This is a genomic window from Polaribacter sp. Hel1_33_78, from assembly GCF_900106075.1.
GTDB lineage: Bacteria > Bacteroidota > Bacteroidia > Flavobacteriales > Flavobacteriaceae > Polaribacter.
In genome coordinates this window covers 1,760,409-1,776,159 of sequence record NZ_LT629794.1, presented here as the reverse complement: position 1 = coordinate 1,776,159, position 15,751 = coordinate 1,760,409, and the positions used below count along the sequence as shown (strand labels likewise).

The window sequence follows — 15,751 nt, the reverse complement described above, 5'->3', positions numbered from 1 at the left end:
CACAACTAATGGCTGTAGATTTATTACTAGGATTGCAATGGGGAGATGAAGGTAAAGGTAAAATTGTAGATGTTCTTACCTCCAATTACGACATCATTGCGCGTTTTCAAGGTGGCCCGAATGCAGGACACACTTTAATTTTTGATGGATATAAACATGTTTTACATACAATTCCTTCAGGTATTTTTCATAAAACCGCATTAAACGTCGTTGGAAATGGAGTTGTTATTGACCCCGTTATCTTTAAAAAAGAACTAGAAAACTTAGACAAACATAAAATTGATTATACCTCTAAATTATTAATTTCTAGAAAAGCACATTTAATACTACCAACTCATAGATTGTTAGATGCAGCCTCAGAAACCTCTAAAGGAAAGGCTAAAATTGGCTCTACATTAAAGGGAATTGGTCCAACTTACATGGATAAAACAGGTAGAAATGGAATGAGGGTTGGTGATTTAGAATTAGAAAACTGGAAAGAAAAGTATGATGCTTTAACAGCGAAACATATTAAAATGTTAGCCTTTTTTGATGTTCAGGTTGAATATAATTTAAAGGAGTTAGAAGCAGAATTTATTAAAGGCATAGATAAATTAAGAACATTAGCATTTATTGATAGCGAAGAGTTTTTAAATCGAGCAATAAAAGACAAAAAGACAATTTTAGCTGAAGGTGCACAAGGTTCATTATTAGATATTGATTTTGGTACGTACCCTTTTGTAACTTCTTCTAATACTACGGCAGCAGGTGCTTGTACAGGTTTAGGTGTTGCGCCAAATAGGATTGGTGAAGTTTTTGGAATTTTTAAAGCATATACTACACGTGTCGGCTCTGGACCTTTTCCTACAGAATTATTTGATAAAGATGGGGAAGAAATGGCAAGAATTGGAAATGAATTTGGAGCAACTACTGGTAGGCCTAGAAGATGTGGTTGGCTAGATTTAGTTGCATTAAAATATGCTGTAGATGTAAATGGAGTTACACAATTAATGATGATGAAAGGAGATGTTTTATCTGGTTTTGAAACCTTAAAAATTTGTACTACATATAATTACAAAGGACAAGAAATTAGTCATTTACCTTATAATATAGAACCAGAAAATGTTTCTGTGAATTATACTGAATTTAAAGGTTGGAATGAAGATTTAACAAAAATGACTTCTGCTGATCAATTACCACAAAACTTGCTAGACTATGTTGCTTTTATTGAAAAAGAAACTGGTGTTCCTGTATCTATTGTTTCTGTAGGTCCTGATAGAAAACAAACAATTATGAGATAATTTTTTTATTATTTTAATATACTAGTAAAGAGCATCTTTTAAGAAATTAAAAGATGCTCTTTAAGTTTACTCAATTATTTAAATTTTGCACAATCTCTAGAATATAATGTAATTGTTTTTTTGTACATCTAAAGTATTCAAGAAAGCAACTCATTTTTCTTTAGACGAGAATAATTTATATACTATTATTCCTAAAATCTTCAAAAAAAATACTTTTGATAAAGACCTATTGAAATTTTTAATCCTTCCAATTTATTTCAAAAATACGTCCACAAGATATTTAGTTCTTTGCTAGAAATAATATATCATACTTATTTTTCATAGTAGAAAACTCTTAACTTTAAATTGTTATAATGTTCTATAATATTCTAAAACTTGTCTCGCTTCTTTTCTAGATAAATTTTGGTTAACCATAGGTGCACCATTGAATTTAATTAACAATTCTTTAGCTATGGGATCATTTTTCACCATCTCTTCAGGATTCAAAATCATATTCATTACCCATTCTGGAGAACGTATTTTTAAAATACCTGTAGGGTTTGGTCCAATAAATTTTCTATTTGTTTTATGGCAAGAAGAACACTTGTTTTTGAATATTATTTTCCCTTTGTCCGCCATAGCTTGATTTATAGTAGAACTAATTTCTACAACTTTAATAGGACCAATACCTTTATTATTTAAATCTACTGTTACCATTTGTTCTACTTTTTTAACAGCTTCTTTTTTAACACTTGAAGGATTGTATGATCGTACTTTCTTTTCTTTGCCGCCACAACTCATAAATAATGCAATGAGCATTATCATTGCTACATTTTTAAATTTCATTTTTGTTTTTATTTTAATTATTATTTGTTTTTTAAATATTAATCCTTTTTCCAGAGCATGTAATCCAAATTATGAACTAAAACTGATTTTATTTTTCACTTAAATAAATAAGCAATCTTTTTTTTTAAAAATTTAAAATATTGGATTGCTATATATGACTGACTCTTGTTTTACTTTTTTATATAAAATTAAAGCAACTATTAAAACCTCATTAATAGCCTAATTAAATAAACATATTTACCAATTGTATAGCTACTTTATTATTTTTGTTATGAATATAACAAAAATAAAACTCTACTTTTTTTAGGAGCTTAAGTACGATTATATGTTTAAATGAATTTATGAAATTATTTCAACCTATAAAAACAAAGTAGTCTAAAATTTATCTAAAAATATAATATGGTAGTTCAAGTTTATTTTATTTCTTTTGTTTGCATATCTCTGATTAAAACTATTTTTCCCACTCCTTTAAAATCTTTTTAGCAAATGAATTGCATTGATTTAGAGTTTCCCTAATATGATTTATTGTTGTTTTTGGATTTATTAAACACATTCTAATCACAATTTGATTTTGTAAAACTGTTGTAACTAATAGGGCTTCTCCTGATGCCACTACTCTAGCAGAAATTTCTTGATTTAATTTGTCCAATTTTTCATCAGATAAATTAAATCTTAAAGGATTATATCTAAAATTAATAATAGCCAATGTTGCCTGAGAAACAATTTCCCAGTTTTTACTTTTTCTTAATAAGTCTTCAGTTTTTTCTGCTAAATCAATATTGTAAGAAATGGCTTCTTTAAATGTTTCTAAACCATATGTTTTAATAGACATATAAAACTTTAAAGCTCTAAACCTTCTTGTTAATTGAATTCCATAATCATAAAAATTAATTTCAGATTCATTTCCTTCAATATCTCTTAAATATTCTGGTTTTTCACTAAAAGTATTACTTAACCAAGAAGCCTCTTTAACCAATAAGCAGCCAATTTCATAAGGCTGGAAAAACCATTTATGAGGATCAACAGTTAAAGAATCTGCTCGCTCAATTCCTTGTAAAGTTCTACTTCCTTTTTTTGATAAAATTGCTGCTCCTCCATAAGCACCATCAATATGGTACCACAGGTTTTCTTTATCACAAATATCTGCTAATGTATCTAAAGGATCTACTGTGCCAGTATTTGTTGTACCTGCTGAAGCTATAATACAAAAAGGTTTTTTACCTTCTAATTGATCTTTTGCGATTTCATTTTTAAGTTTATTAATACCAATTTTAAATTCTAAATCTGTTGGTATTATTTTTATTTGTTCTTTTTTAAATCCTAAAACTCTTATGGCTTTTATGTTTGAAGAATGAGCTTGGTCTGATAAGTAAATAACCGCTTTAGAAAAATCATTCCCACATTTAATTCTTCTAGCTGTTGCTAAAGCCGTTAAGTTTGCCATAGAACCACCACTTGTAAAAATACCACCACCCTTTTTCACAGGGAAATTAAACATTTTTAGCAACCAATTTATAGTTACAATCTCTAATTCGGCTGCGGCAGGAGAAACAATCCAACCACCAGAAAAAATATTAAACCCCGTTGCTAGAGAATCTGCCATTGTGCTAATAAAATTACTTGGTCCTGGAACGAAAGAAAATGCTTTGGGATGGCTAGAAATATTACTATTTGGTATTACTTTATGCATAACAAAGTCTAAAACTTTATCTGCTGGCATTCCTTTTTCAGGTGCTTCTTGTAAAAAAATACTATCCATTTCTTGCCTAGAAGCAATAGTCACAGGTTTTTTATTTTCGAGTTCATTATAGTGTTCAGATATTAAATCAACAATTTTATAGCCATAAGATTTCATTTCTTCTACTGATAAATCAAAAAATGGTTTCATTAATTTATTTTTCACAAAATTACAAGATGTCAAGATTCTGTGAGTAATAAAAACGAATTATTTAAAGGTATATCTTCTGGAACTTACTCGTATGACCTTTATCATTTTATATAATGATAAAAGGCCTCAAATTTGTTGTTACTAAAAGAAATAAAATGGAAAGTATAAGAAACAAAACTGTTGCGGACTTTGTAACAGAAAACATACATACTTCGAACATTTTTAAAAAGTACGGAATAGATTTTTGTTTTAATGGGAAAGTTTCAATCGAAAATGTATGTTCTAAAAACGATTTAGACTATCATGAATTAGAAAGTGAATTGGAAAAGATACATTTTAAAACTAATTATTTAAATGATTTTAATAAGTGGGCATTAGACTTTTTAATGATTTTTATTGTGCATATCCATCACAGATATATAAGAAAAAACATTCCTCTTTTAAAAAAATATGGAGAAAAAGCGGTAAAAATTCATGATCATAATTATTCTGAGTTAACAGAAATTAACAACCATATTAAGGAGTTGTCAAATGAATTGAAGGTTTACATGTTTAAAGAAGAAACCTTTGTTTTTCCTTATATTAAAAAGCTTTTTAAAGCAAGCAAGAAGCATACAAGTTTTCGTTCTAAAAATTCAAATTTTATAAATAATTCTCTCAAAATAATGGAGGAACATCATGATAAAATAGGAAATGTTTTTAATAGAATTTCTGAAGTATCCAACAGTTATAGAATACCAGGAAATGCTAGCACTGCTTTTAGAAAATTGTATTTAAATCTACAAGAATTCGAAGATGATTTTCAGCAACATGTTCATTTAGAAAATAATATATTATTTCCAAAAACTTTAAAGCTTGATTTTAAAACACTTAATAATTAAATTATTTTAACTTTCACTTTTCTTTAGTACTAAGCAATTTTCTTTTCATTATTTTTGCAGAAATATCTATATCTTGAAAAGAGTTACATTTATATTACTAATAATTTTTACTTCAATTTCTTTTTCTCAAGAAAAAAGAAAAATTGAGTATCAAGCTGAAATTCAGGAAGCTGACGAAGAAAGATATCCAGGAGCAAGCATACTTATTGGTAATGTTAAGATGAATCATGAGGGTATTAAATTAACATGTCAACAAGCACTGTATTATAAAAAACAAAATTTTTTTAAAGCGATCGGTAAAGTTCTTATAAAACAAGGAGATACCATTACACAAACTAGTGATTATGCAGATTATGATGCCAATTCTAAACAAGCGCTTTCTTGGGGAAATGTAATTCTAAAAGATCCTACAATGACCTTGACAACAGACACTTTACAATTCGATAGGTTAAACCAAAAATTATATTACAAGAGCTACGCAACTATCAAAGATACTACCAATACCTTAAGAAGTAAAATAGGAAATTACTATTTAGAAAAGAAGAAATTTATAGCTACAACAAGAGTAACAGTAGTAAACCCTGATCACCATTTAGAGTCTAATCATTTAGATTATTATACTAATTCTGGTTACACTTATTTGTATGGACCTTCTACAATCACGAATAAAGAAAACGAAAATAAAATTTATTGTGAAAGAGGGTTTTACAATACAAAGACAGACATCTCTCATTTTGTAAAAAATGCAAAATTATATCTAAAAGAAAGAACCGTTGAAGGTGATAGTTTGTATTATGACAAGAGAAAGGGTTTTGCTTCTGCAACTAATAATATACAAGTAATTGATACTATTCAAAACTTTATTACTAAAGGAAATTATGCTGAAATTTTTGAAAAAAAAGACTCTCTTTTTGTCATTAAAAAAGCAGTAGCTATTTCTATTGTAGATCAAGATTCTACTTTTATTCATGGGGATACTTTGTTGGTGACTGGAAAAGTAAAAGAACGTATTATTAGAGCGTATCATCATGTAAAAATATTTAAGTCAGATTTACAAGGAAAATGCGATTCTATTCATACAAATCAGCAAACAGGATTTACAAAATTATATAGAAACCCAGTTATTTGGTCTGATAAAAATCAAATTACAGGTGATTCTATTTATTTAAAATCTGATATTGAAACAAAAAAATTAGATTCTTTAAAAGTATTTAACAATTCATTTATTGTTTCGAAAGATTCATTATCAGAAAATGATTTCAACCAAATTAAAGGAAGAAATATGTATGGCAAATTTCAGGAAAATAAGTTGAGAAATTTATTAGTAAAGGGAAACGCAGAATCAGTTTATTACAATAGAAATGAAGAAACTAATATTATAGAAACCATTACAAAAGAAATTTCTAGTAATATTGATTTTATTTTAGCGAAGGGAGTTATAGAATCTATTAAGTATTTAAAAGCATCTGATGGAAAAACTTATCCCCCATCGATGTTACCTGAAGCCGTAAAAAAATTAAAAGGTTTTATTTGGCGAGAAAGTGAACAACCCAAAAAAATGGAAGACATTTTTATTAGAGATAGTGTTGAAAAAGATATCCCGATAAAGAAAAAGAACAAGAAGAAGCAAAAAAATATTCCTATTAAGCTGGATGAAAAAATAGTATTAAAGCGTAAAAAAATAGCTACTTTTAAAAAGGAATGACTTTGAAATCTGATTTTTTTAAACATCAAGCACAAACTTCGCCCTATCCACTATGTATAGAGATTTCTCATGCAAAAGGAAGTTATATTTATGATATAAATGGAAAAAAACACCTAGACTTTGTAGCTGGTGTTTCTGCAAATAGTTTGGGACATAATCATCCAAAAGTTTCTGGAGCGATTAAAAATCAAATTGACAACTATGCCCACGTAATGGTATATGGTGAGTTTATTCAGCAACCACAAGTTAATTTATGTAAGTTATTAGCTTCTACTTTGCCCAAAAGTTTAGCATCTGTTTACATCACAAATTCTGGAACAGAAGCTACAGAAGGTGCATTGAAATTAGCAAAAAGAATTACAAATAGATCAGAAATTATTGCGGCAAAAAACTCTTATCACGGAAATACGCAGGGTGCTATGAGTGTTTCTGGAGTTGAAAAACAAAATGCAGCCTTTAGACCTTTAATTCCTGGAATTAAATTTATTGTCTTTAATGATGAATTGGATATTGCGAAGATCACCAAGAATACGGCTGCAGTAATTTTAGAAACGATTCAAGGAGGAGCAGGATTTATAGAACCAAAAAACAATTATTTAGCAAAGGTAAAAAAACGCTGTAAAGAAGTGGGAGCGCTTCTAATTTTAGATGAAATTCAAACAGGAATTGCAAGAACAGGAACTTTCTGGGGATTTGAGAATTACAACGTAATTCCTGATATTATTATTGCGGGAAAAGGTTTAGGTGGTGGAATGCCAATTGGTGCTTTTATTGCTTCTTATGAACACATGAGTTTGTTAAAAGACAATCCTAAGTTAGGCCATATCTCAACTTTTGCCGGACATCCCGTGATTGCTGCTGCTGCCAATGCAACAGTAAAAGAAATTCTTGACAAAAATTTACTTTCAGAAAGTTTGCGAAAAGAGAGTATTATTAGAAAACATTTACAACATCCATCAATAATCGAAATTAGAGGAAAAGGTTTGATGCTAGCTGCACTTGTGGAAACACCAGACTTAGCAGCAAAAATTATTCTAAAATGTTTAGATAAAGGTTTAATTTTATTCTTCTTGTTATTCGAAGCAAGAGCCATGCGAATTACTCCGCCTTTAACTATTTCTGATGAAGAGCTAATTGCTGGTTGTGATATTATTTTAGATGTAATTGAAGAATTAGTGTAGCCTGTTTTTTAAAATAAAAAAATATAGCTTTACCAACATCTATTTTGATTCATGAGAAAGATTATCTTATCATTTTGTATTATGTAATTTTTTTTTTAACCCATTAAAAATATTTAAAGAATAAAAAATCATAAATCACTTTAGCTCAAATTTATAAAATACCCTAAAAAATTAGCAGCTATACCCGTAAACAATAGAAATGAATGAACTTTTAGATTATTTGAAAAAAGATAACTCAATTTCGTCGGAAATAGAAAATAAACTGAATGGAATTATAACAGAAAAATTGTTAGTCAAAGGAGAACTAGTTCTTACTGATAACTCTATAAAAAAAGAACATATTTTTGTGGCAAGAGGTTGTTTACGTTCTTTTTACAAGACGGAAGACGGAAAAGAATACACTCTACAATTTGCTATGAAAAACTGGTGGATAAGTGATTATATCACACTTTATACAAATAATAAATCTATTGTATCCATAGAAAGTGTAACCCATTCTAAAATTTTGGTTATTGATAATAGTAAGATTAACGAGTTCTACGATGAATATCCGCAATTTGAAACCTTTCAGCGTAAAAATTTTGAAAAGCGTATTGCTGCTCTTCAAAATAGAATTCTAAGTCTATTAACGCTTTCTGCATCTAAAAAATACCATCAATTTATTAAAGACTATGCAGATTTTGAGAAAATAATACCGAACTATCAGATAGCTTCTTATTTAGGAATAACTCCGCAAAGTTTAAGTAGAATAAGAAAAGAAAGAATTAAAAAATAATAATTTATTACCATAGATTCATTTTTGCTATTTAACCTTCTTTTACTTTTGTAGCATAATTAAAAAATAAAATCATGAGTTTTTTAGATATATTAAATAAGCGTTATGCTACTAAAGCCATGAATGGCAAAGTAGTTCCTCAAGAAAAAATAGATAACATTTTAGAAGCAGTTAGATTAGCTCCAACATCAAGCGGATTGCAACCTTTTGAAGTTTTTGTTGTTACCAAGGATGAAACTAAGTCTAGCATCAGAGAAATCGCATGGAATCAATCACCAGTAACTGATTGTTCACATTTATTGGTATTTGCTGCTTGGGATAACTATACGGTAGATCGTATTAATCATATGTTTGATTTAACTAACGAAATTAGAGGGTTCAAAAATGAAGGCTGGGAAAACTATCGTCAAATGTTGCTATCAGGTTATCCGAAACGTCCTCCAGAAACTAATTTTGAACATGCTGCACGACAAACTTATATTGCATTTATGGCAGCTATTACTCAAGCAGCTTTAGAAGGTTTAGATAGTACACCAATGGAAGGTTTTGATGCGGATTCATTAGATAAAATTTTAGGATTACGTGAAAAAGGTTTACGAAGTACATTATTATTACCCATCGGTTATAAAGATGCAGATAATGATTGGTTGGTGAACCTTGTAAAGGTTAGAAAACCATTAAAAGAATTAGTGACATTTATTAAATAAAAAAACAACTATTATGAAAAAAACATTAATTGGATTAGCAAGTATTCTAATACTCATTGTTATTACGTTATACATAACAACAAGACCTGCAAAAACAGCAAATGGTACTTATAGTCCATCACCATTAGCTCTAAAACTAGCAACATCTTCTATAACTAACTTTGATAACACTACTTACGAAAATAAGTATACAGGAAATAAAAAAGTGTTGATGATTTGCACAGAAGAAAGAAACATGACAATGGCGAATGGAAAAAAATTCTCAACAGGAAACCATCCTGTAGAAATGTTATTGCCTGTTCTTCATTTAAAAAATGCGGGTTTTGATGTGGATGTTGTTACACCAACAGGTAAGCCGGTTGCAGTAGAAATGTGGGCAATGCCAGAAGATGATGAAAATGTTAAGAATATATATGCTGAATTTAGAAATAAATTAGAAAAACCAGGTAGTTTAGCTGATTTTGTTACAAACTCATTGATAGATAGCACCAATTATGTAGCAATATTTTTCCCTGGTGGTCATGGAGCCATGCTTGGTTTACCAGAAAACAAAGATGTAAGTAATTTAGTAAATTGGTCTTATAAGAAAGGTTTATTCACCCTTGCCATTTGTCATGGTCCTGCTGCATTATTAGCTGCAAGTTTAGAGGTAAACGGAGATGATTTTATTTACAAAGGATATAAGATTGCTTCATTTCCAGATGCTGTAGATGCACAAGGACCAATGATTGGATATACACCTGGAAAAATGCCATGGATATATGGAGAAAAATTAAACAAATTAGGTGTTACTATTATTAACAAAGAAGCTGATAATACGGTAAATATAGATAGAAAATTAATTACAGGAGCGAGTCCTCAAGCCGCAAATGATTTTGGTAAATTAGTTGCAAATGAGCTACTTAAAGAAGTAAATAGATAAAAACACTGTAAACGATCTAAATTATTAATTTCACTAATAAATTTCCTAATTGTTCTCGCAAAGTCTGAAGTTTTTATTGGTTGTTTTCTTTTACATATTTCATTAGTAAATAGGTGAACTTACAAATCATATGTATATAAATAAAACCAAGCAAAATTGCTTGGTTTTATTTATACAAGAAAAATGAATACCTACCTTCTACTGTAATTAGGCGATTCTTTTGTAATTGCTACATCATGCGGATGGCTTTCATTAATTCCGCTGGCTGTAATTCTTACAAATTTCCCTGTTTCTTTAAGTGTTTCAACATCTTTTGCTCCACAATATCCCATTCCTGCTCGCAAACCTCCAATAAACTGATGAATACTTTCAGCTAATTCACCTTTATAAGGAACACGTCCTACAATTCCTTCTGGAACTAATTTTTTGATATCATCTTCAACATCTTGAAAGTACCTATCTTTAGAACCTTGTTTCATAGCTTCAACAGATCCCATTCCTCTATAAGATTTAAACTTTCTTCCTTCATAAATAATGGTTTCTCCAGGAGACTCTTTTGTTCCTGCTAATAAAGAACCCAACATTACAGAATCTGCTCCAGCAGCAAGCGCTTTAGGAATATCTCCTGTATATCGAATTCCACCATCAGCAATAACAGGAACGCCACTACCATTAATCGCAGCTGCAACTTCTAAAACTGCAGAAAACTGCGGAAAACCAACACCGGCAACAACTCTTGTTGTACAAATAGAACCAGGACCAATACCTACTTTTACAGCATCTGCTCCGGCATCTACTAAATATTTAGCAGCTTCGCCCGTAGCAATATTACCTACTACAACATCCAAGTCAGGAAACTTTGCTTTAACGGCTTTTAAAACAGTAACCACGCCTTTCGTATGTCCGTGAGCAGTATCTATGATAACAGCGTCAACTCCAGATTTCACTAAAGCTTCTGCCCTATCAACGGCATCAGCAGTAACCCCTAAAGCTGCAGCAACTCTTAATCTTCCATAAGAATCCTTATTCGCCATTGGTTTTTGAGTTACTTTAGTAATATCTCTAAACGTAATTAGTCCCTTTAATTTATAATCTTCATCAACAATTAATAGTTTTTCGATTTTATAATTCTGAAGAATTTTTTCAGCGTCATTTAAAGAAGTTCCAACAGCGGCAGTAACTAAGTTTTCACTCGTCATTACTTCAACAATGGGTCTTTGATTATCATGTTCAAAACGTAAATCTCTATTGGTAACTATTCCTTTTAAAATTCCATGTTCATCAACAATAGGAATTCCACCAATGCCATGCTCTTTCATGTTTGCTTTTGCTTCGAAAACCACAGCAGTTAAAGGCAATGTAACAGGATCTAAAATCATTCCGCTTTCTGCACGCTTTACTTTTCTAACTTCTTTTGCCTGTTGTTCTATAGACATATTTTTATGCAAAACACCTATTCCTCCCTCCCTAGCAATTGCTATGGCTAAAGCAGATTCGGTTACCGTATCCATAGCTGCCGAAGCAATAGGAACGTTAATGGTAATGTTTCTAGTAAATTTTGTTTGAATACTTACTTCTCTTGGAAGTACTTCTGAAAAGGCTGGAACCAATAAAACATCATCATATGTTAAACCTTCTCCTAAAATTTTGTCATTGTGTGCTGTCATGGTGCAATTAAAGTATAATTGCGTACAAATTTACAATTTATAAATGAATTTATTGCGTTTTATTCATCTTCATTGCGAAGCTATAAAGATTCAATAAATAATTCTAAATGTTAAAGTTTTATCATAACATATTAAAAATTAAGTAGTTGTGATTTTATTTTTATTTATTCTAAATAAACTTTGTATTTACATAAAAGAGGTAGTATCTTTGCACTCAAAAATATAACTATTTATAATTAATCTAAATAAAATGAACAAATATATTATCGGAGTAACTACATTATTCACAAGTTTATTAAGTGCTCAACAAACAGAAAAACAACAAGGCGTTTTAGACTCTATTCAGAAATTAGATGAAATTATTATTTCTACCAATGTAATTTTCGGAAATAAATATGTGGCAAAACATAGAACAGGTTCTGCGTATTATTTATCCCCTAAAGAATTGCAAAAATTTAGCTTTACGGACGTAAACAGAGCTTTAAGAACTGTTCCTGGAGTTAGTATTTATGAAGAAGATGGTTTTGGATTAAGACCAAATATTAGTTTACGAGGAACCTCTCCAGAGAGAAGTTCTAAAATAACATTAATGGAAGATGGTGTATTAATTGCACCTGCTCCTTACAGCGCATCTTCTGCCTATTATTTCCCTACAATAGCTAGAATGGAGGCTGTAGAAGTTTTGAAAGGAAGTAGCCAAGTACAATTTGGACCTTCCACAACGGGTGGTGCTATTAATATGATTTCTGCTCAAATACCTTCTAAATTTAGTGGAAAAATAAGTGCAAGCTATGGTAGTTTTAATTCAAATCAATTGCACGCTAAAATTGGCGGTGGCAGTAGTTCATTTGGTTATATGTTAGAATATCTAAACTATGGATCTGATGGTTTTAAAACTTTACCAAGTGGAAAAAATACTGGTTTCCATAAAAATGATTTCGTGGCTAAATTTAAAATAAACTTATTTCCAAATGCAGCTATAAAACAATCTTTAAAATTTAAATTTCAATATGCAGACGAAGTTGGTAATGAAACTTATTTAGGGTTGTCTCAAGCAGATTTTATTGTAAATCCATTTTCACGATACTCGGCCTCGAATAATGATAAAATGACCACCGATCATTCGCAGTATATGTTAACCCATAAATTAGATTTTTCTAAAAATTTCAGAGTGACCACTACTGCTTATCAAAATAATTTTTCAAGAAATTGGTACAAATTAAATGATGTAACTTTTAATGGAGAGAAAAAATCTATCGCAAATGTTTTAGAGGATCCAATAACACTTTCAAATCATTTTTCTATTTTAAATGGCGTTGTTAATTCTGAAGCAGATGCATTAGGTGTAAAAGCTAATAACAGAAAATATTATTCACAAGGAATTCAAACAAAATTGGATTACCATTGGTATAAAGGCGATTTATTTCATGATATAGAAATTGGTTTTCGTTATCATTACGATGAAGAAGATAGGTTTCAATGGGTTGATAAATACAGTATCTCTAATTCAGGAGATTTAAATTTAACAACAGCTGGAGTTCCAGGTACAAATGCGAATAGAATTGCCAGCGCCAAAGCATTTGCTTCTTATATTACTTATAAATTAAAAATTGATAATTGGACGTTTACACCTGGAGTAAGATTTGAAAATATACTATTACAAAGAGAAGACTTTGGTAAAAATGATATTACAAGAACTGGTGTTGATTTAGCTACAAGAGAAAATTCTGTGAATGTTTTTATTCCTGGAATGGGCGCAAATTATAAATTCAATAACGATTTTTCATTATTTGGTGGTGTTCATAAGGGGTTTTCACCTCCAGGAAATCAAGACGGACAAGAATCTGAAGAGAGTGTTAATTATGAACTAGGTACTCGTTTTAACCTAGGTAAATTAACAGGCGAATTCGTTGGTTTTTTTAATGATTATTCAAATCTTTTAGGAAGTGATTTAGCAGCAACAGGAGGCACAGGTTCTTTAGAACAATTTAATGCTGGTGAAGTAAATGTAAACGGAATTGAAGTCTTATTAAATTATAATTTAGCGAAAGAAGGTTCAAAAATTTCTATGCCTATTTCTTTCGGATATACTTTTACGAACTCAGAATTTCAAAATAGTTTTGATAGTTCAGATGGTTTGTGGGGAACAGTTGCTGTTGGCGATGAAATGCCTTATATTCCAAAACATCAATTTAATGCTGCCCTTTCTTTAGAGTATTCATCTTTTGAAATTAACTTAAATGCCAGATATAATGGGGAGTTTAGAACATTAGCTGGTACAGGTAATATTTCGGAAAATGAAAAAGTATCCTCTAACTTTATTGTAGATATTTCCGGTAAATATTATGTAAACAAAAAACTTCGCTTAACAGCAAATATTATAAATTTATTAGACAATACTTATGCAGTTTCAAGAGTGCCAGCAGGATTAAGACCAGGGCATCCATTTGGTTTATATGCTGGTGCGGAGTTTAGCTTTTAAAATTATTTTTAAAAACCAATTTTATAGCTCGAATAGTTTAATACATTATTCGAGTTTTTTGTTTCTTGAGAAAATACTAAACTCCATGCTATAGGTGAGCTATTTTCATTAATCAGTGCTGTATAACAATTAGAAAAATAAAATTTCTACATATTCGACACACGCTGGGGATTGAATTTAAATAATTGGCAGAAAAAGCAAGGAATTAAAAAAAAATGAAAGCGGTTCAAGTACTTTCTTCTAGAATTTGCCTTTCGTTTTTTAATCTAAATTTAATTACATCCTTAAAACAATAATGAACTGACAGATATCATAATATTCTATGAAATATCAATATAAATTTGTCTATTACAAACTGAAAGATGAAAATATATTATACTTATCAAAAAAAGTCATAATACTTACATTTTTGGACCTTAACTCTCAAAAACAACGATAGAAATGAAGAAAAAGACTGAGGAATTAGATAATTATCTAGAACATCACTACATACACCGGAGTAATTGGCTGAGAGCAGCAGTTCTTGGTGCAAATGATGGAATTTTATCTACTGCTAGTTTAGCTATTGGTATCGCCGCAGCAAGCGATTTAAGAGAGCCTATTATTTTAGCAACTTTAGCTGGTTTGGTGGCAGGAGCATTATCCATGGCAGCTGGAGAATATGTATCTGTAAGTTCTCAAACAGATGTTGAAAAAGCAGATATAGAAAGAGAAATTATTGAATTAAAAGAAATGCCAGATATTGAATTACAACGATTAGCACAAATTTATGAAAATAGAGGACTAAAAAAAGAAACCGCTTTGCTGGTTGCTAAAGAAATGACGGAAAAAGATGCTCTTGGGGCGCATGTTCGAGATGAATTAGGAATAAATGAAATGAACCAAGCAAAACCTATTCAGGCCGCAGTGGCATCAGGAGCCGCATTTACGATTGGCGGATTACTTCCTTTTCTCGTGACTCTTTTTCTTCCCTTAGAACATATCGAATATTCCCTTTATGGTTTTGCGCTATTTTTTCTAATAGTTTTAGGAGCGTTATCTGCTAAAACGGGAGGTTCAAACATTGGAAAATCAATTTTAAGAATTGCTTTTTGGGGCACAGTTGCCATGGGACTAACCGCTTTGGTTGGATATCTTTTTAATGTAAATATGATATAACATAGATATATCATTTAATGTCAGTTAAATAATATTTTATAATCAATCAAAAGAATTAGATTAAGTTATGAATTGATGCTTTTTCAACTACATCTGTATCTTCACTGAAGTGAAAATTTATTAAGTTAAACTCATAATAAAAGTATGTTAAAAAACACCATACTGACAAGTCATTTATATTTATTAAAAGTTGTTATAAAATAAATTATACAAAAGAATGTGATTTAAGTCATATTTTTAAATAATTGCAGGTATTATATTTGTTATTTGAAGTAACAAT

At 30.0% G+C, this 15,751-nt stretch carries 12 protein-coding genes; 9 read left to right on the top strand and 3 right to left on the bottom strand.

The window, feature by feature from the left end:
- The first annotated feature begins 8 nt into the window (after positions 1-8).
- Complete coding sequence (locus tag BLT88_RS07540; protein WP_036788201.1) at positions 9-1,280, top strand: adenylosuccinate synthase; 1,272 nt, start codon at positions 9-11, stop codon at positions 1,278-1,280.
- Positions 1,281-1,628: 348 nt separating this feature from the next.
- On the opposite strand, the gene BLT88_RS07535 is transcribed toward BLT88_RS07540, so the two are convergent.
- Together BLT88_RS07535 and BLT88_RS07530 are read right to left on the bottom strand one after the other, a co-directional pair.
- On the bottom strand, positions 1,629-2,105 hold the full coding sequence (locus BLT88_RS07535) for a cytochrome c (RefSeq protein WP_231959939.1): 477 nt from the start codon (positions 2,103-2,105) through the stop codon (positions 1,629-1,631).
- A 451-nt stretch (positions 2,106-2,556) separates the two neighbouring features.
- Positions 2,557-3,993 carry an aspartate aminotransferase family protein gene (locus tag BLT88_RS07530; protein ID WP_091954001.1) on the bottom strand — a complete coding sequence of 479 codons (1,437 nt, stop codon included), beginning with the start codon at positions 3,991-3,993 and terminating at the stop codon, positions 2,557-2,559.
- A gap of 155 nt (positions 3,994-4,148) precedes the next feature.
- On the opposite strand from BLT88_RS07530, the gene BLT88_RS07525 reads away from it, so the two are divergent.
- The 6 genes from BLT88_RS07525 to hchA all read left to right on the top strand — a co-directional run bounded on the left by BLT88_RS07525 (position 4,149) and on the right by hchA (position 10,164).
- A complete protein-coding gene (locus tag BLT88_RS07525; RefSeq protein ID WP_172824278.1) occupies positions 4,149-4,874 on the top strand; it encodes a DUF542 domain-containing protein in 726 nt (241 codons plus the stop codon).
- Between the two features lie 73 nt (positions 4,875-4,947).
- Positions 4,948-6,579, top strand: coding sequence for an OstA-like protein (locus BLT88_RS07520; protein WP_231959938.1), 1,632 nt, complete (start codon positions 4,948-4,950; stop codon positions 6,577-6,579).
- Positions 6,576-7,760, top strand: coding sequence for an aspartate aminotransferase family protein (locus BLT88_RS07515; RefSeq protein WP_091953998.1), 1,185 nt, complete (start codon positions 6,576-6,578; stop codon positions 7,758-7,760). The genes BLT88_RS07520 and BLT88_RS07515 overlap by 4 nt, the downstream gene beginning before the upstream one ends.
- Positions 7,761-7,959: 199 nt before the next feature.
- Positions 7,960-8,535, top strand: coding sequence for a Crp/Fnr family transcriptional regulator (locus BLT88_RS07510; RefSeq protein ID WP_091953996.1), 576 nt, complete (start codon positions 7,960-7,962; stop codon positions 8,533-8,535).
- A gap of 74 nt (positions 8,536-8,609) precedes the next feature.
- Complete coding sequence (locus tag BLT88_RS07505; protein ID WP_091953995.1) at positions 8,610-9,242, top strand: nitroreductase family protein; 633 nt, start codon at positions 8,610-8,612, stop codon at positions 9,240-9,242.
- A 13-nt stretch (positions 9,243-9,255) separates the two neighbouring features.
- Positions 9,256-10,164, top strand: a complete 909-nt coding sequence (hchA, locus tag BLT88_RS07500; protein WP_091953993.1) for a glyoxalase III HchA — start codon at positions 9,256-9,258, stop codon at positions 10,162-10,164.
- A 191-nt stretch (positions 10,165-10,355) separates the two neighbouring features.
- Here the strand turns inward: hchA and guaB are convergent, their stop codons facing one another.
- Complete coding sequence (gene guaB, locus BLT88_RS07495; RefSeq protein WP_091953992.1) at positions 10,356-11,831, bottom strand: IMP dehydrogenase; 1,476 nt, start codon at positions 11,829-11,831, stop codon at positions 10,356-10,358.
- 250 nt (positions 11,832-12,081) lie between these two features.
- Here guaB and BLT88_RS07490 point away from each other — a divergent pair, with 250 nt between their 5' ends.
- Together BLT88_RS07490 and BLT88_RS07485 are read left to right on the top strand one after the other, a co-directional pair.
- A complete protein-coding gene (locus tag BLT88_RS07490; RefSeq protein ID WP_091953991.1) occupies positions 12,082-14,313 on the top strand; it encodes a TonB-dependent receptor in 2,232 nt (743 codons plus the stop codon).
- A gap of 441 nt (positions 14,314-14,754) precedes the next feature.
- Positions 14,755-15,471, top strand: coding sequence for a VIT family protein (locus BLT88_RS07485; RefSeq protein ID WP_036786299.1), 717 nt, complete (start codon positions 14,755-14,757; stop codon positions 15,469-15,471).
- The last annotated feature ends 280 nt before the right edge of the window (positions 15,472-15,751 follow it).

Coding starts and splice junctions, on each gene's coding strand:
- BLT88_RS07510 (WP_091953996.1), top strand. CDS start 7,960: ATGAATGAACTTTTAGATTATTTGAAAAAAGATAACTCAATTTCGTCG.
- BLT88_RS07530 (WP_091954001.1), bottom strand. CDS start 3,993: ATGAAACCATTTTTTGATTTATCAGTAGAAGAAATGAAATCTTATGGC.
- BLT88_RS07535 (WP_231959939.1), bottom strand. CDS start 2,105: ATGAAATTTAAAAATGTAGCAATGATAATGCTCATTGCATTATTTATG.
- BLT88_RS07525 (WP_172824278.1), top strand. CDS start 4,149: ATGGAAAGTATAAGAAACAAAACTGTTGCGGACTTTGTAACAGAAAAC.
- guaB (WP_091953992.1), bottom strand. CDS start 11,831: ATGACAGCACACAATGACAAAATTTTAGGAGAAGGTTTAACATATGAT.
- hchA (WP_091953993.1), top strand. CDS start 9,256: ATGAAAAAAACATTAATTGGATTAGCAAGTATTCTAATACTCATTGTT.
- BLT88_RS07515 (WP_091953998.1), top strand. CDS start 6,576: ATGACTTTGAAATCTGATTTTTTTAAACATCAAGCACAAACTTCGCCC.
- BLT88_RS07505 (WP_091953995.1), top strand. CDS start 8,610: ATGAGTTTTTTAGATATATTAAATAAGCGTTATGCTACTAAAGCCATG.
- BLT88_RS07490 (WP_091953991.1), top strand. CDS start 12,082: ATGAACAAATATATTATCGGAGTAACTACATTATTCACAAGTTTATTA.
- BLT88_RS07540 (WP_036788201.1), top strand. CDS start 9: ATGGCTGTAGATTTATTACTAGGATTGCAATGGGGAGATGAAGGTAAA.
- BLT88_RS07485 (WP_036786299.1), top strand. CDS start 14,755: ATGAAGAAAAAGACTGAGGAATTAGATAATTATCTAGAACATCACTAC.